The sequence below is a fragment of the Streptomyces sp. NPDC058240 genome (assembly GCF_042882135.1).
In the GTDB taxonomy this organism is placed as follows: Bacteria; Actinomycetota; Actinomycetes; order Streptomycetales; family Streptomycetaceae; genus Streptomyces.
Genome location: NZ_JBHVWT010000005.1, coordinates 225,320 through 252,078 on the forward strand (window position 1 = coordinate 225,320; position 26,759 = coordinate 252,078).

Consider the following 26,759-nt stretch of genomic DNA (forward strand, 5'->3'; position numbering starts at 1 on the left):
CGAAGGGTTTGCAACAAGGTCCTATCATTGAGCGGTTCACGACATCGTCCGCAGCAACGCAGGACCGCAGGAAGCGGAGCCCCCCATGCATGTACCCGACGGATTCATCGACGCGCCCGTCTCCGCCGCCGCCGGAGTCGTCGCGGCCGGCGCGGTCGCCGTCAGCCTGCGGGGCGCCCGGCGGGAACTGGGGGGCACCTCCCGCTCGAGCGCAGCCGAGAGTGGGGGAGAGCGCACCGCGCCGCTTGCCGGTCTCGTCGCCGCGTTCATCTTCGCCGTGCAGATGCTGAACTTCCCGGTCGCGGCGGGCACCAGCGGGCATCTGCTGGGCGGGGCGCTGGCGGCGATCCTGGTCGGGCCGTACACCGGCGTGCTCTGCGTCACCGTCGTCCTGCTCATGCAGGGCATCCTCTTCGCCGACGGCGGCCTCACCGCGCTCGGCGTGAACGTGCTCGACATGGGCATCACGACCACCGTCGTCGCGTACGCCCTCTTCCGCGGGCTGCTCGGGGTGCTGCCGCGGACCCGCCGCTCCGTGACGGCCGCGTCCTTCGTCGCCGCCCTGGTCTCCGTACCGGCCGCGGCCTGCGTCTTCACGCTGATCTACTGGATCGGCGGCACCACCGACATCCCGATCGGCAAGGTCTTCACCGCGATGGTCGGGGTCCACGTCCTGATCGGTATCGGCGAGGCCGTGATCACCGCGCTGACCGTCGGCGCCGTCATCGCCGTACGCCCCGACCTGGTCCACGGCGCCCGCGGACTCACCACCTCGCTCAAGCTCCGGGTCGACGGCGAACTCGTCGACGCCCCGGCCCGGCAGCCCCTCGCCCCGGTCGCCGCCCGCTCGCACCGGGGGATCTGGGCCACCGGCCTGGTCACCGCCCTCGTCCTGGCGGGCTTCGTCTCCTACTACGCCTCCGCCAACCCGGACGGCCTGGAGAAGGTCGCCGCCGACCAGGGCATCGACAAGAAGACCGAGGAACACGCGGCCAAGGACTCCCCGCTCGCCGACTACGGCGTCAAGGACGTGTCCAACGCCCGGATCTCCGGCGGCCTCGCCGGAGTCATCGGCGTCGGGGCCACGATCGTGGTCGGCAGCGGGGTCTTCTACGTGGTCCGCCGCCGTCGTACGCAGGACGCCCCCGACGACACCACGCGCACCAGCGAAAGCGTCTGACATGGGCGCGGGACACGCACACAAGCTCTACCGGCACGGTCACTCGCCCGTCCACGACCTGCCGCCGCACTGCAAGATCGCCGCCGCCTTCTGCTTCGTGGTGGTCGTCGTCTCGACGCCGCGCGAATCGGTGTGGGCGTTCGGGCTGTATGCGGTGCTGCTCGGCGCGGTCACCGCGCTCGCCCGCATCCCGGCGGGCTTCCTGCTCAAACGGCTGCTCATCGAGGTGCCGTTCGTCGCGTTCGCGCTGCTCATGCCGTTCGTGGTGCCCGGCGAACAGACCCATGTCCTCGGCCTCTCCGTCAGCGTCCCCGGCCTCTGGGGCGCCTGGAACGTCCTGGCCAAGGGCACCCTCGGCGTAGCCGCGTCCGTGCTCCTCGCCTCCACCACCGAACTGCGCTCGCTGCTGCTCGGCCTCCAGCGGCTCAGGCTGCCGCCGCTGCTCGTCCAGATCGCCTCCTTCATGATCCGGTACGGCGACGTGATCACCGACGAGATGCGCCGGATGTCGATCGCCCGCCGCTCCCGGGGCTTCGAGGCGCGCGGGGTACGGCAGTGGGGTGTCCTGGCCAAGTCGGCGGGCGCCCTCTTCATCAGGTCGTACGAGCGCGGTGAGCGCGTCCACCTCGCCATGGTCAGCCGCGGCTACGCCGGTTCCATGCCGGTCATCGACGAGGTGACCGCTTCCCGGACCCAGTGGGCCTACGCCGCCGCCCTCCCCGTGCTCGCCCTCGCGGTCTGTCTGCTGGGATGGTCCCTATGAGTCAGCCCACCGCCCCCGCACCGTCCCTGGAAGTCAGCGGCCTCGCGTACGCCTACCCCGACGGCCACCAGGCGCTCTTCGGGGTGGACCTCGCGGTCGCCCGGGGCGAACGGGTCGCCCTGCTCGGCCCCAACGGCGCCGGCAAGACCACCCTCGTACTCCATCTCAACGGCATCCTCGACGCCGGCGCGGGCACGGTCCGGGTCGCGGGCCTCCCCGTGGAGAAGCGCAACCTCGCCGAGATCCGCCGTCGCGTCGGCATCGTCTTCCAGGACCCCGACGACCAGCTCTTCATGCCCACCGTCCGCGAGGACGTAGCCTTCGGCCCCGCCGCCTCCGGGCTGCGCGGCGCCGAACTGGAGGAACGCGTCACCGAGGCCCTGAAGCAGGTCGGCATGGAGGAGTACGCGAACCGGCCGCCGCACCATCTCTCCTTCGGCCAGCGCCGCCGCGTCGCCGTCGCCACCGTCCTCGCCATGCGGCCGGAGATCCTCGTCCTGGACGAGCCGTCCTCCAACCTGGACCCGGCCTCGCGGCGCGAACTCGCCGACATCCTGCGGTCCCTGGACGTCACCGTGCTCATGGTCACGCACGACCTGCCGTACGCACTGGAGCTCTGCCCGCGCGCGGTGATCCTCAGCGAGGGCGTCATCGCCGCCGACGACCGCACCCAGGACCTGCTCTGCGACGAGAAGCTGATGCGCCGCCACCGCCTGGAACTGCCCTTCGGCTTCGACCCGCGCTCCGTGACGGTGGACGCTCCGTGACGGTGGATGCTCCGTGACGGTGGACGTTCCGCGACGTCGAATGCTCCCGCGCCCGCGAGCGTTCCACGCCGGTGAACGTTCCGGCGCTGTGAACATGAGGTGACCCGCCACACGTCCGACCCGCCACGGGATGCACCATGGGGGGATGAGCGGGAGCGCAGGAGCAGGCGTGGACGTACGGGGCACGGTGGCGGCCGGATTCGAACCGGTCCGGGATGCCTTCATCCGTAATTTCGAGCAGCGCGGCGAACGCGGCGCGGCCGTCACGGTCTACCGGGACGGGCACAAGGTCGTCGACCTCTGGGCCGGTACGAGAGACGTCGACGGCGCCGAACCGTGGGCCGTGGACACCGTGCAGATCGTCCGCTCGGCGGGCAAGGGCATCGCCGCCGCCGTACCGCTGCTGCTGCACCAGCGCGGCCAGGTCGACCTCGACGCCCCGGTCGGCACGTACTGGCCGGAGTTCAAGGCGGCCGGCAAGGAACGCGTGCTCGTCCGGCACCTGCTGTCCCACCGGGCCGGGCTCCCCGCGCTCGACTGCCCGCTGACCCCCTCCGAAGCCGCCGACGGGATCTCCGGCCCGCAGGCCGTCGCCGCCCAGCGCCCCCAGTGGGAACCCGGCACCGACCACGGCTACCACGCCCAGACCTACAGCTGGCTCATCGGCGAACTGGTGCGCCGGGTCACCGGCCGCACCGTCGGCCGCTGGATCGCCGAGGAGATCGCCCGGCCGCTCGGCCTGGACTTCTGGTTCGGCCTCCCGGCGGACGAGGCGCACCGGATCGGCCGGATCGGGCCCGTCGAACCGCCCGCCGCCGCGGGCAACACCGGCATCCTGCGAGTGCGCCCCAAGCGCTCCGTCGCCGAGGCGTACCGCGATCCGCAGTCCCTCACCCGCCGCGCCTTCGGGGCCATCGACCCGCTCCCCGACGAGAACGACCCCGGCTACCGGGCGGCCGAACTCCCCGCCTCCAACGGCATCGCCACCGCCCGCGCGCTGGCCCGCTGCTACGCCGCGATGATCGGCCCGGTCGACGGCCACCGCCTGTTCGCCCCGGCCACCCTCACCCTGGCCCGCACCGAGGAGTCGGCGGGCCCGGACCGGGTCCTGGTCGTCAACACCCGTTTCGGCCTGGGCTACATGCTGCACGGCCCGTCGGCGCCGCTGCTCGCCCCCGGCTCCTTCGGCCACCCCGGCCGGGGCGGCTCGCTCGGCTTCGCCGACCCCGAATCCGGCATTGCGCTCGGCTATGTGACGAACGGTCTGCAGAAGGGAGTCACCGCCGATCCCCGTGCCCAGGCCCTGGTCAGGGCAGTACGGTCGGCGCTATGACTCCTCCTCACTCCGCTGGTCCACGGTTCGACGGATACGGCGTGCTCATCACCGGCGCGGGCCAGGGCATCGGCGCGGCCACGGCCCGCCGGCTGGCCTCCGAGGGCGCGCGCGTCCTGGTGACCGACCTGGACGGCGACCGCGCCGAACGGACCGCCGCGGCGATACGCGGGACGGGCGGTGCCGCCGAGGCGCTGCCCTGCGACGTGGCCGACCGGGCGGCCGTCGAGGCGGCGGTGGCCCACGCCGTCGCCGCCTTCGGCTCCCTCGACGTGTTGGTCAACAACGCGTACGCCTGCGCCGCCGACGCCCCGCTCTTCGAGGACGAGCCCGACGAGGCCTGGCAGCGCGACCTGGACATCACCCTCACCGGCCCCTACCGCTGCGCCCGCGCCGCCCTCCCGCACCTGGTGGCCTCCGGCCGGGGCGCGATCGTCAACATCGGCTCGGTCAACGGCGAACAGGACTTCGGCAACCACGGCTACAGCGCGGCCAAGGCGGGCCTGGGCAGCCTCACCCGCACCCTCGCGGGCCACGCGGGGCCGCGCGGCGTACGCGTCAACCTGGTCGCCCCCGGCACGATCCGCACGGACGCCTGGGCGGGCCGGGACGCGGAACTGTCCCGGGTGAGCGGTCTCTACCCGCTCGGCCGGGTCGGCGAACCGGAGGACATCGCGTCCGCCGTCGCCTTCCTCGCCTCGCGCGACGCGGCCTGGATCACGGGCACGACGCTGCGCGTGGACGGCGGCCTGACGGCGGTCAACTACGGCTTCCGGCAGGCGGTTTCGGGGGCCTGACCGATGCGGGCCCGGTCCGCCCCGCGCCCGGGTCAGGCGAGCGCGGGGTGGACGAGCCGCCCGTTGAGGATGAGGGAGGCGGCCTGCTTGAGGCGGCGCACGCGCACACTGATCTCGTAGCCCCTGATGCCCTCGGTACGGGCGAAACGGCCGCTGAGGTAGCGGTAGAAGTCCGGGGTGTCCTTGCAGATGACCACGGCCATGATGTTGTGCTTGCCGCTGATGGCCGCGGAGAAGGCGCACTCGTCGTGCCCGCTGAGCTCCTCGCCGATCTGCTGGAGCCGGGGCAGGTCGACCTGGAGCCAGAGCGTGGCGTTGAGCTCGTAGCCGAGGCGTTCGGGCACGGTGTCGATGTCGTAGACCAGCGAGCCGGTCGCTTCGAGGGCCTCCAGCCGGCGGGCCACGCGCGGCTTGGACCAGCCGGTGGCCTCCGCGAGCCGGGTGTGGGAGGCGCGGCCGTCCTCCGCCAGCGCTTCGAGGAGCGGGCGGTCCTCCTCGGTCGGGGTGAGCGGGGGCCCGGCGGGGATGGGGCGCTCCGCGGTCAGCAGCCGCACCTGCTCGTCGGTGAGCGAGCCCTCCCGCCCGGTCCAGCCGGCCGTGTCCGGGGAACCGAAGGCGTGGACGAGAAGATCGACGTTCAGGTCGAGGACCGAGGCCGCCCGGGGAAGCCGCCTCAGCAGCACGTCGTCGCCGGCGGTCCCGGCGGGCGAACGGATGATGCAGATGATCTCCGAACCGCCCGACGCGATGCTCGTGTACGCGACCTCCGGCCTGCGGGCCAGGGAATCCGCGAGCGGCTCCACGGCGTCCGGGCGGCAGCGCAGCCGCGCGATCCACTCGGACCGGCCGTGGGCGGCGGGGCTGCTCAGCCCGACGACGCGGACGACGCCGCCGCGGCGCAGGGCGCTGTAGCGGCGCGCCACGGTCTGCTCGGACACCCCGACGACCTCGCTGAGGCGGCGGAAGGAGACCCGCGGCGAGCAGTTCAGTCCATGGATGATTTTGCGGTCCAGATCGTCAGGCATGGATGAATGGTCACATGGGCGGCGCTCCATCCGGAGGTTCCATGACGTTCGCCGGGATCGCTTGGGGATTCATCGACGGTCGGGGCGAAGCTGGTCGGCGGCTTTGTGGGTGATTCGGCGTACCGCGCGGAATGCGGTGGTACGCCGGATCACCCGGGAGCGGGCGCACGCCGGACGGCGGTGCTCACATCGCAGCCGGTGCCCGCGCGGCACCCACCCCCGCAGCAGAAGGAACCTCTTCGTGAACTCCGCAACGACACAGGACAGATCAGGGCGGGGCGTCACGCTCGTCATGGCCTGCCTGGGCGTCTTCGTCGCCTACCTCCCCGTGACCACCGTGTCGGTGAGCCTGCCGGCCGTCCAGCGGGCCCTGGGCGCCTCCACGTCCCAGCTGTCCTGGGTCTCGGACGCCTTCGTGCTGCCGATGGCCGCGCTGATCCTGACCACCGGGGTGTGGGGCGACGTCCACGGCCGCAAGCGGGTCTTCCAGGCGGGCATGGCCTTCTGTGCGCTGGGCGCGGCGATCTCGCTGTCCTCGGACTCGGTGCAGGCCCTGTGGGCCGGGCAGGCCGTCTCCGGGCTGGGGGCGGCGGCGCTGCTGCCCACGACGCTGGCCCTGATCAGCCACGCGGTCCCCGACCACCGGGAGCGGGGCAGGTTCATCGGCCTGTGGGCCATGTCCCTGATGGCCTCGCTCGCCGTGGGCCCGCTGATCGCGGGTGGGCTGCTGGAGCACGTCGCGTGGCGCTGGATCTTCCTCCTGCCCATACCGGTCTCCCTGATCGTGCTGGTCGTCGCCGCGTTCCTGCTGCCCGACTCGCGCGCCCCGCACGGCCGTCGGCTCGACTGGCCCGGACAGATCAGTGCGGCCGTCGCGGTCACCGCGGTCGTCTACGGCGTCATCGAGGGCGGCGCGGACGGCTTCGGCGAGCCCGCCGTGGTGACGGCCCTGGTGCTCGGCGCGGTATCCGCCGCCGTGTTCGTCGCCGCGGAGCGACGCAGCGCGAGCCCGATGCTCGACCTGGCGCTGTTCCGCAGCCCGGCCTTCACCGCCACCGCTCTGGTCGCCATGATCAGCTTCCTCGGGCTGATCGGCTTCTTCTTCGTGCTGAGTCTCTACTTCGGCATGGTCCAGCACCTGACCACGATCGAGGCGGCGCTGCGGATGGTGACGGTGTCCGGAGTGGCCCTCGTCGTCGGCGCGCCCGTCGGACGCCTGATGCACCGGGTCTCCGCCCGGGTCCTGATCACCACGGGCCTGGTCGTCGCGGCGGGCGCGATGCTCTCGCTGACCGGCGTCGACGCCCACACCTCCTACGGCTCGATCGTCTGGCGGCTGGCTCTGCTGGGCCTCGGCATGGGCGCCGTACTCACCCCGATGACCGCCTCCGCGGTGTCCTCCGTCCCGTACCACCTGGCCGGGATGGCCGCCGCCGGGAACAACGCCTTCCGCCAGCTCGGCGGCGCCCTCGGCCCGGCCGTGCTCGGCGCCCTGCTGACCACCCGGGCCCTCGACGCACTGCCCGGCCGCCTCGCCGACGCGGGGGTGCCCGCCGAGGCGAGTGCCCGCGTCCTCGACACCGCCCGCGAGCAGGGACTCGGCGCCGTGGCCGGGCTCCACCTGGACGCCGCCACCGGACCGGCCCTGACCGCCCTGGGCGACTCCTTCCTCGACGGAATGCGGCTCTGCCTGACCGTCTCGGCCTCGCTCGCCCTGCTGGCCGCCCTCGCCTGCGCCGTGCTCCTGCGCCCGGCCGCCAAGCCGACGGCCCCGGCGTCCCCGGCGTCCCCGGCCACCGAGGAACCGTCGGCCCGCCTGGCATCGGTCCCGGCGAGCTGAGCGCGGCGAGACCCGGAGCATCGGCTTCGGGACGCCCGACCGCCCCGCCATGCGTGGCACGGCGGGGCGGTGTGGGGTCGGTCCAGGTCAGACGGCGCCGAACTCCCCGACCTCGACGCCCGCGACGAAGCTGGCGAAGGAGGCGGGGGAGGCGTGCGGCACGGGCCCGCCCGCCGGGGTTCTTGGAGTCGCGTACGGGGACGATGCCGCGCGGTGCGACGAGGTTGGCGGCGACCTCGACGCAGTCGCCGCCGTTGCTGCTGTAGGAGGACTTGAACCAGCGAGGGGATTCGGCTGTCACGGGATGCCCTTTCGTAGGAGGCGGAGCTGCGAAAGCGGCCTACCCACACGACGCAACGCCCATGGCGGGGAGAGGCATGGGTGAGAACTCTCAGCGTGCGGACTCCGGATCCGTACCGCCCCTGAAGCCGCCCCTGAACCCGCCTCTGCCCCGTTGCGCTCAGCTCGTGTGCAGCATCAGCCCGATGCCGACGACCATCAGCCCCGCCGCCGCGATGCGCGGTGCGCCGAACCGTTCCTTGAAGAACAGCGTCCCGATGGCCGCTCCGACGATGATCGACGACTCCCGCAGGGCCGCGATCGGGGCCAGTGCCGCCCGGGTCTGGGCCCACAGGACGAGGCCGTACGCCGTCACCGACAGGGCCGCGCCCAGCAGTCCGCGTACGGCGAACGGGCGGAGGGCGGGCAGGAGTTCGGCGCGGCGGCGGTACAGCGCGTAGGCCGGGATGGCCAGGCCCTCCAGGATCATCAGCCAGGCGATGTAGCCGAGCGGGGTGCCGGAGGCGCGTACGCCGACGCCGTCCACCGTGGTGTACCCGGCGATGGCCAGGCCGGTCGCGAGGGCGGCCAGCAGCGCCGGCCAGTCCGGGCGCCTGCCGGAGCTCCTGATGCCCCAGAGAGCCAACCCGACCAGCCCCGCCGAGGCCACCGCGACCCCGGCCGTGGCCCAGCCGTCCGGGCGCTCGCCGACGAAGACCGCGGCGAGGACCGTCACCACCAGCGGCGCCGTACCCCGGGCGATCGGGTACATCTGCCCGAAGTCGCCCAGGGTGAACGAACGCATCAGCAGCAGCATGTACGCCACATGGAGCGCGGCCGAGACCAGCAGATACGGCCAGGCCGCAGCGGCCGGGAACGGCACGAGGGAGGCCCCGGCCGCGCCGATCAGCAGACCGCCGCCGGAGATCAGGGTGAAGGAGAGGAGCTGGTCCTTGATCGCGTGCGCGATGGCGTTCCAACTGGCGTGCGTGACCGCCGCGATCAGGACCGCGAGGGCGACCAGCGGTGTCACTCCGACTGCTCGCGCACGTCCACCACGGTTGCGCCGGCGTGTCCGATCAGCGACTCGGGGTCGAGCGGGAAGACGGTGTGCGGGGTGCCGGCCGCCGCCCACACCACGCCGTGGTCCAGCAGCCCGCGGTCGGCCAGCACCCGGGTCTTCGTACGGTGCCCGAAGGGCGGTACGCCCCCGATCGCGTACCCGGTCGTCTCCCGGACCAGATCGGCCCCGGCCCGCTTGACCTTTCCGGCGCCCAGCGCCGCGCGTACCCGCTCCACGTCGACGCGCGAGGAGCCGTCCATCAGGACCAGCACCGGGGCCCCGTCGGCCTCGAAGATCAGGGACTTGACGATCTCGCTGAGCTCACAGCCGATCGCGGCAGCGGCCTCGGCGGCGGTACGGGTGGCCTCGGGGAACCGGCGGACCTCGACATCGAGTCCCAGCTCCCGCAGGGCCTCGGCGAATCGGGGGTGGGCTTCGGCGGCGGCGGTGGCATCGGAAGGGCTCATGCCCCGCACGCTAGCGAATCTCGCGCGGGGCATGCGACGCGGTTCCACGCGGGCGGGAACGGCTGTCACCGTTCCCTGGCGTAATTCACCACGCAGCCGACGGTCAGCAGCACCCCGAACACTCCGACGGCCAGCAGCCCGAGGACCTTGAGCAGCCCCATCCCGTCCGCCGCGCCCCTGACCGCACCCGCGATGCCGCCCACGGACGCGCACATTCCGAGAACGAACGTGCGCGACCCCCGGGGCCCGGCAGCAGTCATCTCACGACCCCGCGCGAAGGACCGCCGCCACCACCGGGCCCGCCGCGTCGCCGCCGTGGCCGCCGGACTGGACGACCGCGGCGGCGGCCAGGTCGTTGCTGAAGCCGGTGAACCAGCTGTTGGACGTGGCCTGGCCGTCCACCTCCGCCGAGCCCGTCTTGGCGCCCTTGTCGCCGCCGACCGAGGCCATGGCGTTCCTTCCGGTGCCCCAACTCGCGGTCTGGCGCATCATGTTGGTGACCTGCTGGGATACGTACCCGGGCAGTGAGCGGGACGCGGTGGCGATCGGCCGGCCGTCGAGTTCCGGGGCCACGATGATCGGCTGGTGGAAGGTGCCGGTCTTCGCGGTGGCGGTGATGGACGCCATGTTGAGGGCGTTCATCTGGACCGTGCCCTGCCCGATGTACTGCGCGGCGGCCTCGCCCTGGGTCTCCTCGGGCACGCTGCCGTCGAAGGAGACGACGCCGGTCTGCCAGTTCAGACCGATCCCGAAGACGTCGCGGGCCTCCTTGGCGAGAGCCGCGTCGTCCTTCGTGTCGTCGATCAGCTTGATGAAGGCCGTGTTGCAGGACCGGGCGAAGCTGGTCGTCAGAGTGCCGTCGGGGATGGAGAAGTCGTCCAGGTTCTTGAAGGTGCGGCTGTAGTACGTCGCGGTCGGCGGGCACTCGATCTTCTGGTTGGCCGAGGCGAGGCCCTTCTCGATCAGCATCGCCGCCGTCACGATCTTCATCGTCGAACCGGGCGCCTGCTTGCCCTGCATCGCCGCGTTGAAGCCGGTGGCCGGGTTGTTGGCGACCGCGCGGATCGCGCCCGTGGACGGCTGGACCGCGACCACCGAGGCCTGGCTGAACTTCTTCACGGCCACCTCGGCCGCCGCCTGGGCGTTGGCGTCCAGGGTGGTCCGCAGCTTGCCCGGCCTGCCCTTGGTGAGGGTCAGCAGGGTCTTGTCCGGGCTGCCCGCGTCCGCGCCCTCGATCCAGGTCTCGATGCCCGCGGTACCCCCGGCCTTCTCGCCGTACTTCTCGCGCAGTGCGTCCAGGATCGAGCCCAAGGAGGGGTACTTCTCCTTGGTGAGCGCCCGGCCGTTGTGGTCGACGGCCTCGATCGACGGGGCCGACGCCTCACCCGTCTTGAGCGACGCGCCGTCCGTCAGGTCCGGGTGGACCACGGTGGGGGACCAGTCCACCAGGGGCCTGCCGGTGGTCAGTCCGCGCACCACGGTCAGCTCGGAGGAGTACGACCAGGGCTTGGACGTGCCTTCGAAGGAGACGGTCGCCTTCACCGTGTACGGCACCTTCGAGCCGACCGCGGGGCCCGGGGTGATCACCGCCTTGGTGATGTGGGCGCTCTCGCGGTAGTCCGTGAGGACCGGCCCGGCCTCGGCCGCGTTGTTGGTGAGCTGGGACGCGGCGTCCGAGTCGCCGCTCGCCCAGGCCTGAAGGAACTTCTTGGACGCGTCGCCGATCTCCGCCTTGGTGACCGGGCCCGTCTTCACCTCGGCGGAGGCGGACTTGCCGTCCGTACCGTCGCCGCCCCCGCCGTTCAGCCCGTCCAGCATGTTGTACGCCCCGTAGCCCACCCCGCCGACCACGACCGCGAACACTCCGCCGACTATCGCAACCTTCGCTCCACTGCGCATGCCTGCAGTCCCCCTCCCCAGGAGTCCCCTTGAACGTGTTCAAGGGGATGCTGCTGGGCACCCTACGGGACGGTGGTGAGGGCCGGGACGGTTGTTATCGGAACGCGATACGGGTGACGCGAACATGCCGATCCGGACATCCGGGCGCACCATCACGGGCGTCCGTCCGCCCCGGCGTCCCGGTCGAAGCGCCACGGGCCCACCGTGCCCCGCACGAATCCCCGAAGGTGCGCGCGTGCGGCATCGGGCTGTTCGAGCCAGGGTTCGTGTCCCGCGCCGTCGACCCGGGTCAGTGGAACATCCAGCCGGAGCGCGAGCGATTCGAGTGCCGACAGCGGGCGGGGGTCATCGGCGCCGCCGAGGATCTCCACCCGCGCGGGCAGGCACCCGCGCAGCTCGTCGAGGTGCTGGTCGAGCGGGTCCGCACGTCCTTCCTCGCCGAGCTCACGGTTCATGAGCCAGTTGACGGGGCGGCGTTGCCGGGCACCCTGCGCGGCCCAGTGCCAACCGCGTTCGGGATCGGCGTGGTCGGTGAACCAGGACAACGTGAGCAACTCGACTTCCTGGTCCTCCGTGCGGTGCGGCAACTGCTGCAACGCGCGGAGCCGCTCCTGTTGTGGCGCGGACATGCGGCGGTCGCGTTCCGCCCGGTCCCCCGCGCGCCACTCGCCGACGAACGGCCCGCACATCAGCAGCATCGCGGCCACCCGGTCCGGGTGGGCCATGCAGAACCGGCCGGCCAGGGTGGCGCCGTAGGAGTGCCCGATCAGCACGGCCGCAGGCGCGTCCCATACGTCGAGAAGCTCAGCGAGGTCGTCGACATGCCGGGCGAAGGTATGGCGGCCCTGCCACGGGGACCCGCCCGTGCCGCGCTGGTCGTAGCGGTACACGGGCGCGAGGTCCGCGATCATCGGGGCGACGCCGCCCAGATAGTCCGGCAGACCTGGGCCGCCGTGGAGCAGGACCACGGGCGGCTTCCGGGGCGTGTCACCCAGCGCCACCCAGCGTATTCGGGCCTCGTCGGTCATCGACGCGAGGCCCCGGGTCTCCATCGGATTCACCGTGGAGAACCTACGGACACCGATGGCGGTCGGCAACCGTCGAGAGGCCGCAGTCGACGACTACGGCCTCTCGGTGGTTCTGCCCGGCATGATCCAAACGAAAGACCCTAGATCCAGGTGTCCAGCCACATCCGGTCGCGCCACGACCCGTCCGGGATCGGCGTTCCCGTGTAGATCGGCCAGAAGTAGATGAAGTTCCAGATGATCAGCAGGACCAGGACGCCCGCCGCGATTGCGCCCAGCGTCCGCCGGCGCTCGCCCGAGGGGTCGCCGGTCATCAGGCCCAGTTCCCGTTTCGGCCCGGTCCCGGCCGCCGGGCCCAGCATCGCACCGATCATCATCGTCACCGCGAGACACAGGAACGGCACGAACACGACCGCGTAGAAGAGGAAGATCGTCCGCTCCTGGTAGAGGAACCAGGGCAGCCAGCCCGCCGCCACGCCGCAGGCGATCGCACCCGCCCGCCAGTCGCGCCGGAAGAACCACCGCCACAGCACGTACACCAGGGCGAAGCACGCCGCCCACCACAGCAGCGGTGTCCCGATCGCCAGCACCTCGCGCGCGCACTTGCCGGTCTCCGACGCCTTGCAGCCCGGCTGCTCCTTCCAGAAGTACGAGACGGGCCGGCCGAGCACGATCCAGCTCCAGGGATTGGACTGGTAGGTGTGGCCGGACGTCAGGTTCACATGGAATTCGTAGACCTGGTACTCGTAGTGCCACAGGCTGCGCAGCCAGTCCGGCAGCCATGTCCAGCTGCCGCCCCGGCCGTCGGTCTGCGCCCAGTTCCGGTAGTAGCCCTTGCCGGTGACGATCCAGCCGGTCCAGGAGACGAGATACGTGAGGATCGCGACCGGGACCGTCGAGACGAACGCGGGCAGCAGATCCCGCTTCAGCACTGCCAGGTACGGACGGACCGCACCCGCGGTCCGGCGCGCGCCCACATCCCACAGCACCGTCATCAGGCCGAAGCCGACCATGATGTACAGGCCGTTCCACTTGGTGGCGAAGGCCAGCCCCAGCATCAGGCCCGCGGTGATCCGCCAGGGACGCCAGCCGAGCCGCAGGTTCTCCGCGACCCCCACGTCGGGGCGCAGCACCCCCTCCTCGTCGACCGGCAGCGCCGCGGCGAGTCTGCGCCGCGCCCAGTCGCGGTCGATCAGCAGCGCGCCGAACGCCGCCAGCACGAAGAACATCAGCACCAGGTCGAGCAGCGCGGTGCGGCTCATCACGAAATGCAGACCGTCGACGGCGAGCAGGGTGCCCGCCAGACAGCCCAGGAACGTCGAACGGAACAGTCGCCGCCCGATCCGGCACAGCATCAGCACCGACAGCGTGCCGAGCACCGCCACCATGAACCGCCAGCCGAACGGCGTGAACCCGAAGAAGTGCTCACCGAGCCCGATGATCCACTTGCCGACCGGCGGGTGCACCACATAGCCCGGGTCCACCGGGACGTGCACCTTCGACGGGTCTTCGAGGATCAGCTTGTCGATGTCCTTGGGCCAGTCGCCCTCGTACCCCTGGTTGATCAGGGCCCAGGAGTCCTTGGCGTAGTACGTCTCGTCGAATATCAGCGCGTGCGGGCTGCCCAACTTCCAGAACCGCAGCACCCCGGCGACCAGCGCCACCAGCAGCGGACCGCCCCACGCCGACCACCGCACCAGGCGCTCGGCCATCGGCGGGGAGATCCCGAGCACCGCCCACAACTGGGTGCCGGGCCTGGTGAACGGCGGGACAAGCCGCTCGCGCAGCCCGATCCCGGGCCGGGGCGAATGGCCGAAGCGGCGCAGCCGCTGCTGCCAGGAGGCCGGTTCTTCGCCGTGCGGTTCCCCGGCGTCTTGGCCCTGTCGGGCTTCGGGCGCAGTACTCGTCACCGCGCCATCGTAGGGAACGCTTCTGTGCGAGTGCCCTTCCCGGCAGGCCCTGCCCCGTCGCGCCGCCCGGCGCGCACGCTCGCGGCGTTGGCCGAAAGCCCTGGTGGCGCCGCTACCAGGGCTCTCGTCCGCCTTGCGATCGCACGCACGGGACGACGCTCCTTCCGGCAGGCATTGCCGGTCACGGCACCAGCGCTGTCGCCCGTGCTGGGAGGATGGCTCCTGTGACTGGAACGACTGGAACGCTGGTACTCGCAGGAACCCCCATCGGCGATGTGGCGGACGCCCCGCCACGCCTCGCCGCCGAACTGGAGACGGCGGACGTCGTCGCCGCCGAGGACACCCGGCGGCTGCGCCGCCTCACCCAGGCGCTCGGCATCCACACCACGGGGCGGGTCGTCTCCTACTTCGAGGGCAACGAGTCGGCCCGTACGCCCGAACTCGTCGAGGCACTGACCGGCGGCGCCCGCGTCCTGCTGGTCACGGACGCCGGGATGCCGTCCGTCTCCGACCCCGGCTACCGGCTCGTGGCCGCCGCCGTGGAGAAGGACATCAAGGTCACCGCGGTCCCCGGCCCGTCCGCCGTGCTGACGGCGCTCGCCCTGTCCGCGCTGCCCGTCGACCGCTTCTGCTTCGAGGGCTTCCTGCCCCGCAAGGCGGGCGAACGGCTCGGCCGGCTGCGCGAGGTCGCCGACGAGCGCCGGACCATGGTCTTCTTCGAGGCCCCGCACCGGCTCGACGACACCCTCGCCGCGATGGCCGAGGTCTTCGGCGCCGACCGCAGGGCCGCCGTGTGCCGGGAGCTGACCAAGACGTACGAGGAAGTGAAGCGCGGCCCGCTGGGCGAGCTGGCGGTCTGGGCGGCCGAAGGAGTACGCGGCGAGATCACCGTCGTCGTCGAGGGCGCGGCCGAATCCGGGCCCGAGGAACTGGACGCCGAGGAGCTGGTACGCAGGGTGCGGGTGCGCGAGGAGGCGGGCGAGCGACGCAAGGAGGCGATCGCCGCCGTCGCCGCCGACGCGGGGCTGCCCAAGCGCGAAGTGTTCGACGCGGTCGTCGCGGCAAAGAACGCGGCGCGAACCGTACCCGCGGAGGGCAAAGGACTATCGTAAAAAGCAAAGCGAGAGCCGCGCAACGAGCCTTTCTGCCACGAGAAGGCCAAAAGCGCTCCAACAGTCGACAGGGCCCGATGCGCTCCTGCCGGTGAAGGCGTCCACTGGTTCAGGGACGCAATCTCCGGAGCGCTGGTCCGGAGTGCCTGTCCGACGGACAAAGGAGCGGGCATGAGCGACATCGCAGCAACCACCGCGCACGAGGCATACGCCTTCGCTTGCATGAGGTGTGGACACGGCTGGGAACAGGCCTACGAAATAGAGCATCACGTCGACGGTTCCAACAACGCCTTCGTCATATACAAGGCGGACGGGGAGCGGGTTCCCTCGCCCCTTTCCAGGCCCAATTGCGCGAACTGCGGCGCACACGTGGTCCGGATCATGCGGGCCGGCCGGGTCTCGACCGTCCAGCAGCTGCTCCACCACCCCCAGCCGGAGCGGGCGGCGACGGAGGACGGCGATGCCCGGGAGGGCGGGGCGGTGGCCGCCGCACCCGCGGGCGCGGGACACCACTGGCACCTGTCCGATCTGCTGCACCCCTTCCACCGGAAGTAGGCCCACCGGCTCCACCGCGAGCGGGGCCCACCGGCGCGTCCTCGTACGATCGTCGTCATGAGCCGTACCGAAGCCCCACCGCTGCCCGAACCCCTCCGGGTACCGGTCGCCGATGCGCACACCCACCTGGACATGCAGGACGCGACCGTCGAGGAAGGCCTGGCCAGGGCCGCGGCGGTCAATGTGACCACCGTGATCCAGGTGGGGTGCGACGTGGCGGGCTCGCGCTGGGCCGCCGAGACCGCCGCCGCGCACGCGAACGTGCACGCGGCGGTCGCCCTGCACCCCAACGAGGCACCGCGCATCGTGCACGGCGACCCCGACGGCACCTCGCGCCAGGGGGCGCGCGAAGCGGGCGGACAGGCGGCACTGCACGAGGCGCTCGCGGAGATCGACGCGCTGGCCGCGCTCGACCACGTACGGGGCGTAGGCGAGACCGGACTGGACTACTTCCGTACGGGGCCCGAGGGCATGGCCGCCCAGGAGGAGTCCTTCCGGGCCCACATCGAGATCGCCAAACGGCACGGCAAGGCGCTGGTCATCCACGATCGCGAGGCGCACGCGGACGTGCTGCGCGTCCTCGCCGACGCGGGCGCCCCCGAACGGACCGTGTTCCACTGCTACTCCGGCGACGCCGACATGGCCCGGATCTGCGCGGACGCCGGGTACTTCATGTCCTTCGCGGGCAATGTCACCTTCAAGAACGCCCAGCCGCTGCGGGACGCCCTGGCCGTCGCCCCGACGGAGCTGGTCCTGGTCGAGACGGACGCACCGTTCCTGACGCCCGCCCCGTACCGCGGCCGGCCCAACGCGCCGTATCTCATCCCGGTCACGCTGCGTGCGATGGCCGAGGTGAAGGGGGTCGACGAGGACACCCTGGCGGCGGCGATCGCGGACAACACGGCACGGGCCTTCGACTACTGAGCGGCAGGGCGGCGGGAGAGAAGCGTGAGTCGACTTACGCTTAACAGGTGAGCACCACAGAGCCCGACGCCCTCCTGGGCCCCGCAGACATCCGCGAGCTGGCCGCCGCGCTGGGCGTACGCCCGACCAAGCAGCGCGGTCAGAACTTCGTCATCGACGCCAATACGGTCCGCCGGATCGTGCGGACGGCGGAAGTCCGCCCGGACGACGTCGTCGTCGAAGTCGGTCCGGGGCTCGGCTCGTTGACCCTGGCGCTGCTGGAGGCGGCGGACCGGGTCGTCGCCGTCGAGATCGACGACGTGCTGGCGGGCGCGCTGCCGTCCACCGTCGCCGCCCGGATGCCGGGGCGTGCCGACCGGTTCGCCCTGGTGCACTCCGACGCGATGCTGGTCCGGGAGCTGCCCGGCCCGGCGCCCACCGCGCTGGTCGCGAACCTGCCGTACAACGTCGCCGTGCCGGTCCTGCTGACCATGCTGGAGCGCTTCCCGTCCATCGAGCGCACCCTCGTCATGGTCCAGGCCGAGGTCGCCGACCGGCTGGCCGCGCGGCCGGGCAACAAGGTCTACGGCGTGCCGTCCGTGAAGGCCAACTGGTACGCGGACGTCAAGCGGGCCGGCTCCATCGGCCGCAACGTCTTCTGGCCCGCCCCGAACGTCGACTCCGGTCTGGTCTCCCTGGTCCGGCGCACGGAGCCGATCGCGACGAGCGCGAGCAGGGCCGAGGTCTTCGCGGTCGTCGACGCGGCCTTCGCCCAGCGCCGCAAGACGCTGCGGGCGGCCCTGGCCGGCTGGGCGGGCTCCGCCCCCGCCGCCGAGGCGGCCCTGGTCGCCGCCGGGATCTCGCCGCAGGCCCGCGGCGAGGCGCTGACGGTCGAGGAATTCGCCGCCATCGCCGAGAACAAGCCCACCGGGAGTGGCGAGTGAGCGTCACCGTCCGCGTACCCGCCAAGGTCAACGTCCAGCTCGCGGTCGGCGCCCCGCGCCCCGACGGCTTCCACGACCTGGCCAATGTCTTCCTCGCCGTCGGCCTGTACGACGAGGTCACCGTCACCCCCGCCGACGAGCTGCGCATCACCTGCTCCGGCCCGGACGCCGCCCAGGTCCCGCTGGACGCGACGAACCTCGCCGCCCGCGCCGCCATCGCGCTGGCCGAGCGGCACGGCATCGCGCCCGATGTGCACATCCACATCGCCAAGGACATCCCCGTCGCGGGCGGCATGGCGGGCGGCAGCGCCGACGGCGCGGCCGCGCTGCTGGCCTGCGACGCCCTCTGGGCCACCGGCGCCACCCGGGACGAGCTGCTCGCCATCTGCGCGGAGCTGGGCAGCGACGTCCCGTTCAGCCTGGTCGGCGGCGCCGCCCTCGGCACCGGACGCGGCGAGCGGCTGACCCCGGTCGATGTCGGCGGCACCTTCCACTGGGTCTTCGCGGTCGCCGACGGCGGGCTTTCCACCCCGGCCGTCTACGGCGAGTTCGACCGGCTGACGGCGGACACCGACGTCCCCGTACCGGAAGCCTCCCCGGCACTCCTCGACGCCCTGCGCACCGGCGACCCCGCCGCGCTCGCCGAGGCGCTCTCCAACGACCTCCAGCCCGCCGCGCTCTCCCTGCGCCCCTCGCTCGCCGACACCCTCGCCGCGGGCACCGCGGCCGGTGCCCTGGCCGCCCTGGTCTCGGGCTCCGGGCCGACCACGGCGTTCCTGGTGGCGGACGCGGAGTCGGCGCAGAAGGTGGCCGAGGCCCTGCTCACCTCGGGCACCTGCCGGAACGCACGGGCCGCGGTGTCCCCGGCACCGGGCGCGGCCGTCGTCTGACCGCGCCTGCCACCGCGGAGGGGCGGCAAGGGCGAGCGGGCATCGCACCGCCGCCGCCCCGTACCCTGGGAAGCCGATCGATCCCCCCGGGCAGGAGTGAAATGGCCGTCAATCTGGTCAATGTCGAGCAGGTCAGCAAGGTGTACGGCACCCGTGCCCTGCTCGACGGAGTGTCCCTCGGGGTGTCCGAGGGAGACCGGATCGGTGTCGTGGGCCGCAACGGCGACGGCAAGACGACGCTCATCCGGATGCTCGCCCGGCTGGAAGAGGCGGACAGCGGACGCGTCACCCACAACGGCGGGCTGCGGCTCGGCGTCCTCACCCAGCACGACTCGCTCGACCCGCAGGCGACCATCCGCCACGAGGTGATCGGCGACCTCGCCGACCACGAGTGGGCGGGCAGCGCCAAGATCCGCGACGTCCTCACCGGGCTCTTCGGCGGGCTCGCCCTGCCGGGCTTCGAGCACGGCCTGGACACCGTCATCGCCCCGCTCTCCGGCGGCGAGCGGCGCCGGATCGCGCTGGCCAAGCTGCTCATCGCCGAGCAGGACCTGATCGTCCTCGACGAGCCCACCAACCACCTCGACGTCGAGGGCATCTCCTGGCTGGCCGGACATCTGCGCGCCCGCCGCTCCGCACTCGTCTGCGTCACCCACGACCGCTGGTTCCTCGACCAGGTCTGCACGCGCATGTGGGACGTCCAGCGCGGCACGGTCCACGAGTACGAGGGCGGCTACAGCGACTACGTCTTCGCGCGGGCCGAGCGGGAGCGGATCGCCGCGACCGAGGAGTCCAAGCGGCAGAACCTGATGCGCAAGGAGCTGGCCTGGCTGCGCCGCGGCGCCCCCGCCCGCACCTCCAAGCCGCGCTACCGCATCGAGGCGGCCAACGAACTGATCGCCGACGTGCCGCCGCCGCGCGACACCAGCGAGCTGATGAAGTTCGCCAACGCCCGGCTCGGCAAGACCGTCTTCGACCTGGAGGACGTGACCGTCCAGGCCGGCCCCAAGACGCTGCTCACCCACCTCACCTGGCAGCTCGGCCCCGGTGACCGGATCGGCCTGGTCGGGGTCAATGGCGCGGGCAAGACCTCGCTGCTGCGGGCGCTCGCCGAGGCGGCCCGCACCCAGGGCGAGGAGCAGCCCGCGGCCGGGAAGGTCGTCGTCGGCAAGACCGTCAGGCTCGCCTACCTCTCCCAGGAGGTCTCCGAACTCAATCCGAACCTGCGGGTGCTCGAAGCGGTGCAGCAGGTGCGCGACCGGGTCGACCTCGGCAAGGGCCGGGAGATGACCGCGGGCCAGCTCTGCGAGCAGTTCGGCTTCTCGAAGGAGAAGCAGTGGACCCCGGTCGGCGACCTCTCGGGCGGTGAGCGGCGCCGGCTCCAGATCCTGCGCCTGCTGATGGACGAGCCGAACGTCCTCTTCCTCGACGAGCCCACCAACGACCTCGACATCGAGACCCTGACCCAGCTGGAGGACCTCCTCGACGGCTGGCCCGGATCGATGATCGTGATCTCCCACGACCGGTTCTTCATCGAGCGGACCACGGACCGGGTGATGGCGCTGCTCGGCGACCGCACGCTGCGGATGCTGCCGCGCGGGATCGACGAGTACCTGGAGCGCAGGCAGCGGATGGAGGAGGCGGCCACGCCCTCCGCCGCACCCGCGGCGGCCAAGGAGAATGCCGCGCCGGCCGCGGCGGTCTCCCCGCAGGCGGCCCGTGCGGCGAAGAAGGAGCTCCAGAAGGTCGAGCGGCAGCTCGACAAGATGTCGACCCGGGAGACCACGCTGCACGCACAGATCGCGGAGCACGCCACGGACTTCGAGAAGGTGGCCAAGCTCGACGCGGAGCTGCGTGAACTGGTCTCCGAGCGGGACGAGTTGGAGATGCGCTGGCTGGAACTGGCCGAGGACGCCTGACCGCTACGGTGCGTCAGGCGTGACCGTTGGGGCTCGTGGGGCGGGTGATAGAAAGAAACCTTGCCCGGCGCAGAAGCCGGAACGGTCCGCACGAAGGGGGACGTGCTGATGACCCAGCCGCCTGGCCAGCAACCGCCGACGCAGGGAGGCTTCGGGGCTCCGTACGATCCCCCGTCGGGTCCGTACGGGACCCAGCCGCCCGGTCAGGCCGCGGGTCCGTACGGCACCCCCGCGCAGCCGGGCCCGTACGGCACGCAGCCGCCCGGCCCGTACGGCGCGCCGCCGCAGCCCGGTCCGTACGCTGCGCCCACCCGGCCCGGTCCGTACGGCGTGCCGCCGCAGCCGGGTCCGTACGATGCGCCGGCCCAGCCCGGTCCGTACGGCATGCAGCCGCAGCCGCAGCCGCAGCCGCAGCCGCAGCCGCAGCCGCAGCCGCAGCCGCAGCCCGGTCCCGCGGGAAGCGGTGGCGGCGGGTTCTTCCGGGGCAGGCGCGGGAAGGTCGTCGGTGCCGTGCTCGCGGTGGTGCTGCTGGCGGGCGGTGGCGTCTGGCTGGCCACGAGCGGCGACGACGGGACGCAGCCCACGGCGAAGAAGAGCGCCGACCCCGGGCCGGACGGCTCGTCCACCGACGACGGCAAGTCCAAGGGCAAGGACGAGAAGAAGGACCAGGGACCGCGCGACCTCCGCCCGGAGGTCGACGGGATCAACGCCAAGCGCAAGCCGGGCGAGGCGAAGGTCCTCTGGCTCCAGGAGGGCGGCGTCGACCTGCCGCGCAGCGGTTCGGACGTGTACGGCCCCTGGTTCGTCGGCGACACCGTCGTCAAGGCGATGTTCCACACGGTCTCCGGCTATTCGGTCGCCGACGGCAGCCAGAAGTGGAGCCTGCGCCTGCCGTCCGCCATGTGCGCGGCGCCCTCGCAGGCCACCGCCGACGGCAAGATCGTCCTCGGGATCGAGACCGGTCACGGCGACCAGGCACTCTGCAACGGGCTCCAGATGGTCGACCTCACGACCGGCAAGGCCGGCTGGCACAGGACGTACAAGCGGCAGGGCGCCTGGGACCTGCTCTCCGACCCCGCGATGGCGATCAACGGCGACACCGTGACCGTCGGGCGCAAGACCAGGACGGATGCCTTCCGGGTCGGCGACGGCAAGGTGCTCTTCGGGAAACTGCCGGGCAACTGCCAGCCGTTCGGCTTCGCGAGCGGCCCCGTGGCGGTCGCCGCGGCCAGCTGCCAGACGGCGGCCGACGACCACAAGGAACAGCTGGTGGAGCGGATCGACCCCGCCACCGGCAAGGTCCAGTGGACGTACAAGGTCAAGAAGGGCTGGGAGGTCGCGCAGTTCTACTCGGTCAGCCCGCTGGTCGTGTCGCTGAAGAAGGGGCAGAACTGGGCCATCATCATGCTCAATGCGGACGGTACCTACCGCTCCCAACTGGTCGGCGGCACCGAGAACTACAAGATGCAGTGCGACACCGACGTCGTCTCCGTCGGCAAGAACCTCGACAACTGCCTCGGGGTGGCGGCCGACGACAGGACGGTCTACCTGGCGACCAAGCCCGACGAGTCCGACCTCGCCCCCACCAACAAGGTCGTCGCCTTCGATCTGGCCAGCGGTCAGACCAAGTGGAAGGCCGCGGCCCCCGCCGGGCAGATCCTGATGCCGATGCGGGTGGAGGGCGGCAAGGTGCTGATGTACCTGTCGCCGGCGAAGAACAAGGGCGGCGGCATCGCGTCCCTCCCGCCGACCGGCGGCACACCGCAGATGGTGCTCCGGCACCCGGCCTCGGGGGCGGAGGCCGAACGCGATCTCTTCGAAACCCGGGTCGCCTACCTGAACGGCCGCTCTCTCCTCCTGAGCACGAGCATCACCGGGATCGAGGACGGGGACGAGATACGGGCGAAGTCGATGGCGGCCTTCGGCAGTTGACGGGCAATGAGGCGTAACGGAGGCATCACGGGGCGGTTCTCCCTTGGGAACAGGGGGCGGACCGACCCGGTGCCCGAGGTCTTGCGGGTGGTACAAAGAAGCCCCGCTCGACTGACGTAACGCCGCGGGATCCATGCCTGATTCGCTCCTTTCCGGGAAGTTCAGGGGGGTTTCGCCCCCGTGGTGCTCCGCGGAATCGCGGGGGAGAACGGACCGGGCACCGGACCGCACGAAGGGGGACGTGCTGATGACCCAGCCGCCCAGCCAGGAACCGCCGCAGGGAGGCTTCGGCGCGCCGCAGGAGCCGCCGCCGGGAAGTCCTCAGCCGCCCCAGGGCCCGCCGCAGACCCCGCCGCCCGCCCAGCCGGGCTACGGCTACCCGCAGGCACCCGCTCAGCCTCCGGGCCAGGCCCCCGGCTACGGCTACCCGCAGCAGCCGGCCCAGCAGCCCGGTCCGTACGGGCAGCAGCAACCGGGCCCGTACGCCCAGCAGCCCGGCCCCTACGCCCAGCAGCCGGGTCCGTACGGCCAGCAGCAGCCGGGTCCGTACGGTCAGCAGCCCGGTTACGGCTACCCGCAGCAGCAGTACCCCGGCGCACCGGCCCCCGTTGGTCCGGGCGGTGGCGGCTCCTCCAAGCGCAAGCCCGCGATCATCATCGGCGCCGCAGCCGCCGCGCTCCTGGTGATCGGCGGCGGCATCTTCGTTGCCACGAGCGGGGGCGACGACGACAAGAAGCCGATCGCGAAGGAGAGCGGGGACGCCGAGCCGAGCACCTCGCCCTCCGTCAACAAGGGCAACGGCAACGGCGACGGCGAGGGCCGCGGCGCCGCCGACGACCTCAACGCCGGGCGCAAGTCCGGCGAGGCGAAGGTCCTCTGGCTGCAGAAGAACGACATCGACCTGCCGCGCAACGGCGCCGACGTGTATGGCCCCTGGGTGATCGGCGACACGATCGTCAAGGGCATGTACCGCTCGGTCTCCGGCTACTCCGTGGCCGACGGCAAGCAGAAGTGGACCCTCAAGCTGCCCGCCGATCTGTGTGCGGCGCCCTCGCAGCCCGCGGCCGACGGCAAGATCGTCATCGGGGTCAAGAACGGCACCACCGACAAGGCGGACTGCGCGGATCTCCAGATGATCGACCTCAACACCGGCAAGGCCGGCTGGAAGAAGGCGATCAAGCAGAACGGCACCTGGGACTTCCTTTCGGACATCTCGCTGGCCATCAGCGGCGACACCGTGACGGTCGGGCGCACCGGCAACTCCAACGCCTACCGGGTCAGCGACGGCAAGGAACTGTTCGGCAAGCCGTCGGGCATCTGCCAGCCGTTCGCCTTCGCCGGCGGGTCCAAGCTCATCGCCGCCTCCAGTTGCCGCACCGCCGACACCAACAATCCGCAGCACCAGCTCCAGGAGCTCGACCCGGTCACGGGCAAGCCCCGGTGGACGTACCGGCCCAAGCGCGGCTGGGAGATCGACCGGGTCTACTCGGTGAACCCGCTGGTGGTCTCGCTGAAGAAGGACAAGCAGTGGAGCATCCTCTCGCTGAAGCAGAATGGATCCTTCCGCTCCGGCATCGTCAGCGACAAGGGCGACAGGTTCGCACCGGACTGCGGCAGCGCCTTCGCCATCTTCGGCAAGTCCCTCGACGGCTGCACCGGAGTCGCCGCCGACGCCAACACCTTCTACATGTCGACCTCGCCGGACTCCAGCGGTGTCGCGCGTACGAACAAGGTCGTGGCGTTCGACCTGAACACCGGCAAGCCCAAGTGGAAGGCCGCGGCCCCGGCCGAGCGCACGGTGAAGCCGCTGCGCATGGAGGGCGGCAACGTGCTGCTCTACGTGGAGGCCGGCTACGAGAAGGGCGGCGGCATCGCCACCCTCGCACCGACCGGCGGCACCCCGCAGATGCTGCTGAAGCACCCCGCGTCGACGGCCGAGATCGAGAACGACTTCTACAACTCGAAGATCGCCTACGCGGGCGGCCGCTCCTTCATCGCGAGTGGCCGGGTCAGCGCCAGGAACGACAAGGAAGAGCTGGAGACGAAGACCATGATGGCCTTCGGCAACTGACGGCTCACGAAGCCTTTCGGCGGCAGCTCCCGGCCGTCGGAGCCCCACGGCTCACGACCGGCGGCGGCCGGAGTACAACCGACCGCCGCCGGTCCCGTCCCACCGACTCCCTTTCCCCAGAGGTACGTACGCCATGACGCAGCCGCCCCAGCCGCCCAACGATCCGCCCCAGGGCGGATTCGGCGCCCCGCAGGACCCCCCGCCGGATGGATTCGGCGCCCCGACCCCGCCGCCCGCCGACCCGTTCGGCAAGCAGCCGGCCCCCCCGCCCGCAGGCGGATTCGGTGTCCCGACTCCGCCGCCCGCCGCCGCCCAGCCGCCCGCCGGGGCCCCGCAGCAGCCGGGCCCCGGTTACGGCTATCCGCAGGGCCAGCAGCCGGGCTACGGCTACCCGCAGGGCCAGCCCCCGCAGCCCGGTTACGGCTACCCGCAGGCACCCGTGCCCGGCCAGCCGCAGCAGGGTTACGGATTCCCGCAGGGCATGCCGCCCGGCCAGCCGCCGCAGCAGGGGTACGGCTACCCGACCACGCCGATGCAGCAGCCCCCGCAGCCGCCGCAGCCGAACGGGAACGGCAAGAAGTTCTCCACCCAGATGCAGATCATCGTCGCCGCCTCGGTCGCCGTGGTGCTGATCGTCGCCGGCGGCATCTGGTACTCCTCCGGCAGCGGTGACGACGGCAAGAAGGACAAGGCGTCCCAGTCCAGCGGCTCCACCGAGGGCAAGAGCGGCGAGAACAAGGGCGGCGCCGCCGCCGATGGCCCCGGCAAGGAGAAGGCACCCGCGGACCCCAAGTCCAAGGTCGCCTTCCAGCTGCCGCTGCCGAAGGTCACCGACGTCACCAAGGTCGACGGTTCCTGGCTGACCGACAAGGCGTACGTGAAGACCGGTCTCAACGAGATCGTCGCCTACGACCCGGCCAAGGGCACCAAGCTCTGGTCCATCCCGCTCGCGGGCCAGGTCTGTGCCGCCTCGCGGCACATGTCCAAGGACTACAAGACCGCCATCGCCTTCGAGCAGAGCAAGCCGACCAAGGCGACCAAGTACCCGCCGTGCAACCAGGTCGGCGCGATCGACCTGAGCACCGGCAAGCTGATGTGGAGCAAGTCGGTGACCGCCGCCACCAGCGGTGACGCAGCGGTCAGGTTCGAAGAGGTCACGCTCAGCGGCACCACGGTCGCCGCAGGCGGATCCGAGGGCGGCGCCGCCTTCGACCTGAACACCGGCGCCGAGCGCTGGAAGCCCAAGGCCACCACCGACGGCTGCTCCGACAGGGGATACGGCGGCGGCGAAGCACTCGCGGTGGTCCGCAAGTGCGGTTCGTACGACGACCCGCAGCTCGTCGTCCAGGCGCTGAACCCCACCACCGGGGCCCCGATCTCCTCGTACAAGATGCCGCCCGGTGTCGACTATGCGAGCATCGTCTCCACCAAGCCGCTGGTCGTCGCGGCCGACGTCGGTGACACCGCCGGTGACGGCAGCGGCATTTCGGACTTCTTCTCCATCGACGCCTCCACCGGCAAGCTGCTCACCCGGATCGCGGCGGACGGCGAGAAGTACGCCGCGCGCTGCGCCTCCACCGAGGTCGAGAGCTGCAGCCAACTGGCCGTGGGCAACAACCGGATCTACGTGCCGACCGAGGACCACGAGGGCACCGGCGAGTACGGCGACACCAACGAGATCGTCTCCTTCGACCTCACCACCGGCAAGCCGACCAGCGACCGGGCCGACGCGGGCGACCGCTACACGATGTTCCCGATCCGCATGGACGGCGGCAACATCATCGCGTACCGGGTCCCCCCGTACGACAAGGGCGGCCAGGTCGTCTCCATCGACGGCGCCACGTTCAAGCAGACGGTGCTGATGGAGAACCCGAGCGACGAGTCCATCCGTGACGCGGAGACCAGCTTCACGCCGGACTACTCCGAGTTCCGCTACAACGACGGGCACCTGTACCTGTCCAGCACGATGGTCAGCAAGCCGAGCGGCTCGCTGGACACGAGCCGCCGACTGGTGGTCAGCTTCAGCAGGCCGTAGCAGTCGGCCGAATGCGCGCGGGGGTGGTGTCCGTTCGTCGGGCACCACCC

At 71.7% G+C, this 26,759-nt stretch carries 22 protein-coding genes and 1 pseudogene; 15 read left to right on the plus strand and 8 right to left on the minus strand.

The window, feature by feature from the left end; genetic code table 11:
- Window positions 1–85 precede the first annotated feature (85 nt).
- The 5 genes from ACFVX4_RS13080 to ACFVX4_RS13100 all read left to right on the plus strand — a co-directional run bounded on the left by ACFVX4_RS13080 (window position 86) and on the right by ACFVX4_RS13100 (window position 4,840).
- The gene (locus ACFVX4_RS13080; RefSeq protein ID WP_389975435.1) at window positions 86–1,180 is read left to right on the plus strand and encodes an energy-coupling factor ABC transporter permease; all 1,095 of its coding nucleotides are present in this window, start codon (window positions 86–88) and stop codon (window positions 1,178–1,180) included.
- Window position 1,181: 1 nt separating this feature from the next.
- Window positions 1,182–1,943, plus strand: a complete 762-nt coding sequence (cbiQ, locus tag ACFVX4_RS13085; RefSeq protein ID WP_385544902.1) for a cobalt ECF transporter T component CbiQ — start codon at window positions 1,182–1,184, stop codon at window positions 1,941–1,943.
- The gene (locus tag ACFVX4_RS13090; protein WP_389975438.1) at window positions 1,940–2,710 is read left to right on the plus strand and encodes an energy-coupling factor ABC transporter ATP-binding protein; all 771 of its coding nucleotides are present in this window, start codon (window positions 1,940–1,942) and stop codon (window positions 2,708–2,710) included. Before cbiQ ends, ACFVX4_RS13090 begins: the two co-directional genes overlap by 4 nt.
- Before the next feature lie 169 nt (window positions 2,711–2,879).
- Complete coding sequence (locus ACFVX4_RS13095) at window positions 2,880–4,043, plus strand: serine hydrolase domain-containing protein (RefSeq protein WP_389975794.1); 1,164 nt, start codon at window positions 2,880–2,882, stop codon at window positions 4,041–4,043.
- Window positions 4,040–4,840, plus strand: a complete 801-nt coding sequence (locus tag ACFVX4_RS13100; protein ID WP_389975441.1) for an SDR family NAD(P)-dependent oxidoreductase — start codon at window positions 4,040–4,042, stop codon at window positions 4,838–4,840. The genes ACFVX4_RS13095 and ACFVX4_RS13100 overlap by 4 nt, the downstream gene beginning before the upstream one ends.
- A 32-nt stretch (window positions 4,841–4,872) precedes the next feature.
- Here the strand turns inward: ACFVX4_RS13100 and ACFVX4_RS13105 are convergent, their stop codons facing one another.
- A complete protein-coding gene (locus tag ACFVX4_RS13105) occupies window positions 4,873–5,865 on the minus strand; it encodes an Lrp/AsnC family transcriptional regulator (protein ID WP_389975444.1) in 993 nt (330 codons plus the stop codon).
- A 292-nt stretch (window positions 5,866–6,157) separates the two neighbouring features.
- On the opposite strand from ACFVX4_RS13105, the gene ACFVX4_RS13110 reads away from it, so the two are divergent.
- Entirely contained in the window at window positions 6,158–7,705 is a 1,548-nt protein-coding gene (locus ACFVX4_RS13110; protein WP_389975797.1) for an MFS transporter, read from the plus strand.
- An 87-nt stretch (window positions 7,706–7,792) separates the two neighbouring features.
- Here ACFVX4_RS13110 and ACFVX4_RS13115 read toward each other — a convergent pair.
- The 7 genes and pseudogenes from ACFVX4_RS13115 to ACFVX4_RS13145 all read right to left on the minus strand — a co-directional run bounded on the left by ACFVX4_RS13115 (window position 7,793) and on the right by ACFVX4_RS13145 (window position 14,348).
- A pseudogene (locus ACFVX4_RS13115) lies at window positions 7,793–8,006 on the minus strand (DUF397 domain-containing protein).
- Window positions 8,007–8,165: 159 nt separating this feature from the next.
- Entirely contained in the window at window positions 8,166–9,017 is an 852-nt protein-coding gene (locus tag ACFVX4_RS13120) for an EamA family transporter (RefSeq protein ID WP_389975447.1), read from the minus strand.
- Window positions 9,014–9,514, minus strand: a complete 501-nt coding sequence (locus ACFVX4_RS13125) for a YbaK/EbsC family protein (protein ID WP_389975450.1) — start codon at window positions 9,512–9,514, stop codon at window positions 9,014–9,016. Before ACFVX4_RS13125 ends, ACFVX4_RS13120 begins: the two co-directional genes overlap by 4 nt.
- Before the next feature lie 65 nt (window positions 9,515–9,579).
- Window positions 9,580–9,729: a hypothetical protein gene (locus ACFVX4_RS13130; protein ID WP_157987114.1), complete on the minus strand. Its 150-nt coding sequence runs from the start codon at window positions 9,727–9,729 to the stop codon at window positions 9,580–9,582.
- 46 nt (window positions 9,730–9,775) lie between these two features.
- On the minus strand, window positions 9,776–11,413 hold the full coding sequence (locus ACFVX4_RS13135) for a penicillin-binding transpeptidase domain-containing protein (RefSeq protein WP_389975453.1): 1,638 nt from the start codon (window positions 11,411–11,413) through the stop codon (window positions 9,776–9,778).
- A gap of 152 nt (window positions 11,414–11,565) precedes the next feature.
- Window positions 11,566–12,465 carry an alpha/beta fold hydrolase gene (locus ACFVX4_RS13140; protein ID WP_389975456.1) on the minus strand — a complete coding sequence of 300 codons (900 nt, stop codon included), beginning with the start codon at window positions 12,463–12,465 and terminating at the stop codon, window positions 11,566–11,568.
- A 116-nt stretch (window positions 12,466–12,581) separates the two neighbouring features.
- Window positions 12,582–14,348 carry a dolichyl-phosphate-mannose--protein mannosyltransferase gene (locus tag ACFVX4_RS13145; RefSeq protein WP_389975459.1) on the minus strand — a complete coding sequence of 589 codons (1,767 nt, stop codon included), beginning with the start codon at window positions 14,346–14,348 and terminating at the stop codon, window positions 12,582–12,584.
- Window positions 14,349–14,563: 215 nt separating this feature from the next.
- Between ACFVX4_RS13145 and rsmI the strand changes: the two genes are divergently transcribed.
- The 9 genes from rsmI (at window position 14,564) to ACFVX4_RS13190 (ending at window position 26,709) form a co-directional block, all read left to right on the plus strand.
- Window positions 14,564–15,460, plus strand: coding sequence for a 16S rRNA (cytidine(1402)-2'-O)-methyltransferase (gene rsmI, locus ACFVX4_RS13150; protein ID WP_389975463.1), 897 nt, complete (start codon window positions 14,564–14,566; stop codon window positions 15,458–15,460).
- Window positions 15,461–15,631: 171 nt separating this feature from the next.
- Entirely contained in the window at window positions 15,632–16,015 is a 384-nt protein-coding gene (locus ACFVX4_RS13155) for a hypothetical protein (protein WP_389975465.1), read from the plus strand.
- Window positions 16,016–16,072: 57 nt separating this feature from the next.
- Window positions 16,073–16,939 (plus strand): TatD family hydrolase, encoded by an 867-nt coding sequence (locus ACFVX4_RS13160; RefSeq protein ID WP_389975468.1) that lies wholly within the window; start codon window positions 16,073–16,075, stop codon window positions 16,937–16,939.
- Between the two features lie 47 nt (window positions 16,940–16,986).
- Window positions 16,987–17,862 carry a 16S rRNA (adenine(1518)-N(6)/adenine(1519)-N(6))-dimethyltransferase RsmA gene (gene rsmA, locus ACFVX4_RS13165; RefSeq protein WP_389975470.1) on the plus strand — a complete coding sequence of 292 codons (876 nt, stop codon included), beginning with the start codon at window positions 16,987–16,989 and terminating at the stop codon, window positions 17,860–17,862.
- Window positions 17,859–18,752: a 4-(cytidine 5'-diphospho)-2-C-methyl-D-erythritol kinase gene (locus tag ACFVX4_RS13170; protein ID WP_389975473.1), complete on the plus strand. Its 894-nt coding sequence runs from the start codon at window positions 17,859–17,861 to the stop codon at window positions 18,750–18,752. Before rsmA ends, ACFVX4_RS13170 begins: the two co-directional genes overlap by 4 nt.
- A 101-nt stretch (window positions 18,753–18,853) precedes the next feature.
- Window positions 18,854–20,671, plus strand: a complete 1,818-nt coding sequence (locus ACFVX4_RS13175) for an ABC-F family ATP-binding cassette domain-containing protein (protein WP_389975475.1) — start codon at window positions 18,854–18,856, stop codon at window positions 20,669–20,671.
- A gap of 108 nt (window positions 20,672–20,779) precedes the next feature.
- Window positions 20,780–22,603, plus strand: a complete 1,824-nt coding sequence (locus ACFVX4_RS13180) for a PQQ-binding-like beta-propeller repeat protein (RefSeq protein WP_389975478.1) — start codon at window positions 20,780–20,782, stop codon at window positions 22,601–22,603.
- 247 nt (window positions 22,604–22,850) lie between these two features.
- A complete protein-coding gene (locus tag ACFVX4_RS13185; RefSeq protein ID WP_389975481.1) occupies window positions 22,851–24,674 on the plus strand; it encodes a PQQ-binding-like beta-propeller repeat protein in 1,824 nt (607 codons plus the stop codon).
- Between the two features lie 133 nt (window positions 24,675–24,807).
- Entirely contained in the window at window positions 24,808–26,709 is a 1,902-nt protein-coding gene (locus ACFVX4_RS13190; RefSeq protein ID WP_389975484.1) for a PQQ-binding-like beta-propeller repeat protein, read from the plus strand.
- Window positions 26,710–26,759: the final 50 nt, after the last annotated feature.

Bases quoted from the DNA above. Each gene is read 5' to 3' on its own strand.
- ACFVX4_RS13080 (WP_389975435.1), top strand. From the start codon at position 86: ATGCATGTACCCGACGGATTCATCGACGCGCCCGTCTCCGCCGCCGCC.
- cbiQ (WP_385544902.1), top strand. From the start codon at position 1,182: ATGGGCGCGGGACACGCACACAAGCTCTACCGGCACGGTCACTCGCCC.
- ACFVX4_RS13090 (WP_389975438.1), top strand. From the start codon at position 1,940: ATGAGTCAGCCCACCGCCCCCGCACCGTCCCTGGAAGTCAGCGGCCTC.
- ACFVX4_RS13100 (WP_389975441.1), top strand. From the start codon at position 4,040: ATGACTCCTCCTCACTCCGCTGGTCCACGGTTCGACGGATACGGCGTG.
- ACFVX4_RS13105 (WP_389975444.1), bottom strand. From the start codon at position 5,865: ATGCCTGACGATCTGGACCGCAAAATCATCCATGGACTGAACTGCTCG.
- ACFVX4_RS13110 (WP_389975797.1), top strand. From the start codon at position 6,158: ATGGCCTGCCTGGGCGTCTTCGTCGCCTACCTCCCCGTGACCACCGTG.
- ACFVX4_RS13125 (WP_389975450.1), bottom strand. From the start codon at position 9,514: ATGAGCCCTTCCGATGCCACCGCCGCCGCCGAAGCCCACCCCCGATTC.
- ACFVX4_RS13130 (WP_157987114.1), bottom strand. From the start codon at position 9,729: ATGTGCGCGTCCGTGGGCGGCATCGCGGGTGCGGTCAGGGGCGCGGCG.
- ACFVX4_RS13135 (WP_389975453.1), bottom strand. From the start codon at position 11,413: ATGCGCAGTGGAGCGAAGGTTGCGATAGTCGGCGGAGTGTTCGCGGTC.
- ACFVX4_RS13140 (WP_389975456.1), bottom strand. From the start codon at position 12,465: ATGGAGACCCGGGGCCTCGCGTCGATGACCGACGAGGCCCGAATACGC.
- rsmI (WP_389975463.1), top strand. From the start codon at position 14,564: ATGGCTCCTGTGACTGGAACGACTGGAACGCTGGTACTCGCAGGAACC.
- ACFVX4_RS13155 (WP_389975465.1), top strand. From the start codon at position 15,632: ATGAGCGACATCGCAGCAACCACCGCGCACGAGGCATACGCCTTCGCT.
- ACFVX4_RS13160 (WP_389975468.1), top strand. From the start codon at position 16,073: ATGAGCCGTACCGAAGCCCCACCGCTGCCCGAACCCCTCCGGGTACCG.
- ACFVX4_RS13175 (WP_389975475.1), top strand. From the start codon at position 18,854: ATGGCCGTCAATCTGGTCAATGTCGAGCAGGTCAGCAAGGTGTACGGC.
- ACFVX4_RS13180 (WP_389975478.1), top strand. From the start codon at position 20,780: ATGACCCAGCCGCCTGGCCAGCAACCGCCGACGCAGGGAGGCTTCGGG.
- ACFVX4_RS13185 (WP_389975481.1), top strand. From the start codon at position 22,851: ATGACCCAGCCGCCCAGCCAGGAACCGCCGCAGGGAGGCTTCGGCGCG.
- ACFVX4_RS13190 (WP_389975484.1), top strand. From the start codon at position 24,808: ATGACGCAGCCGCCCCAGCCGCCCAACGATCCGCCCCAGGGCGGATTC.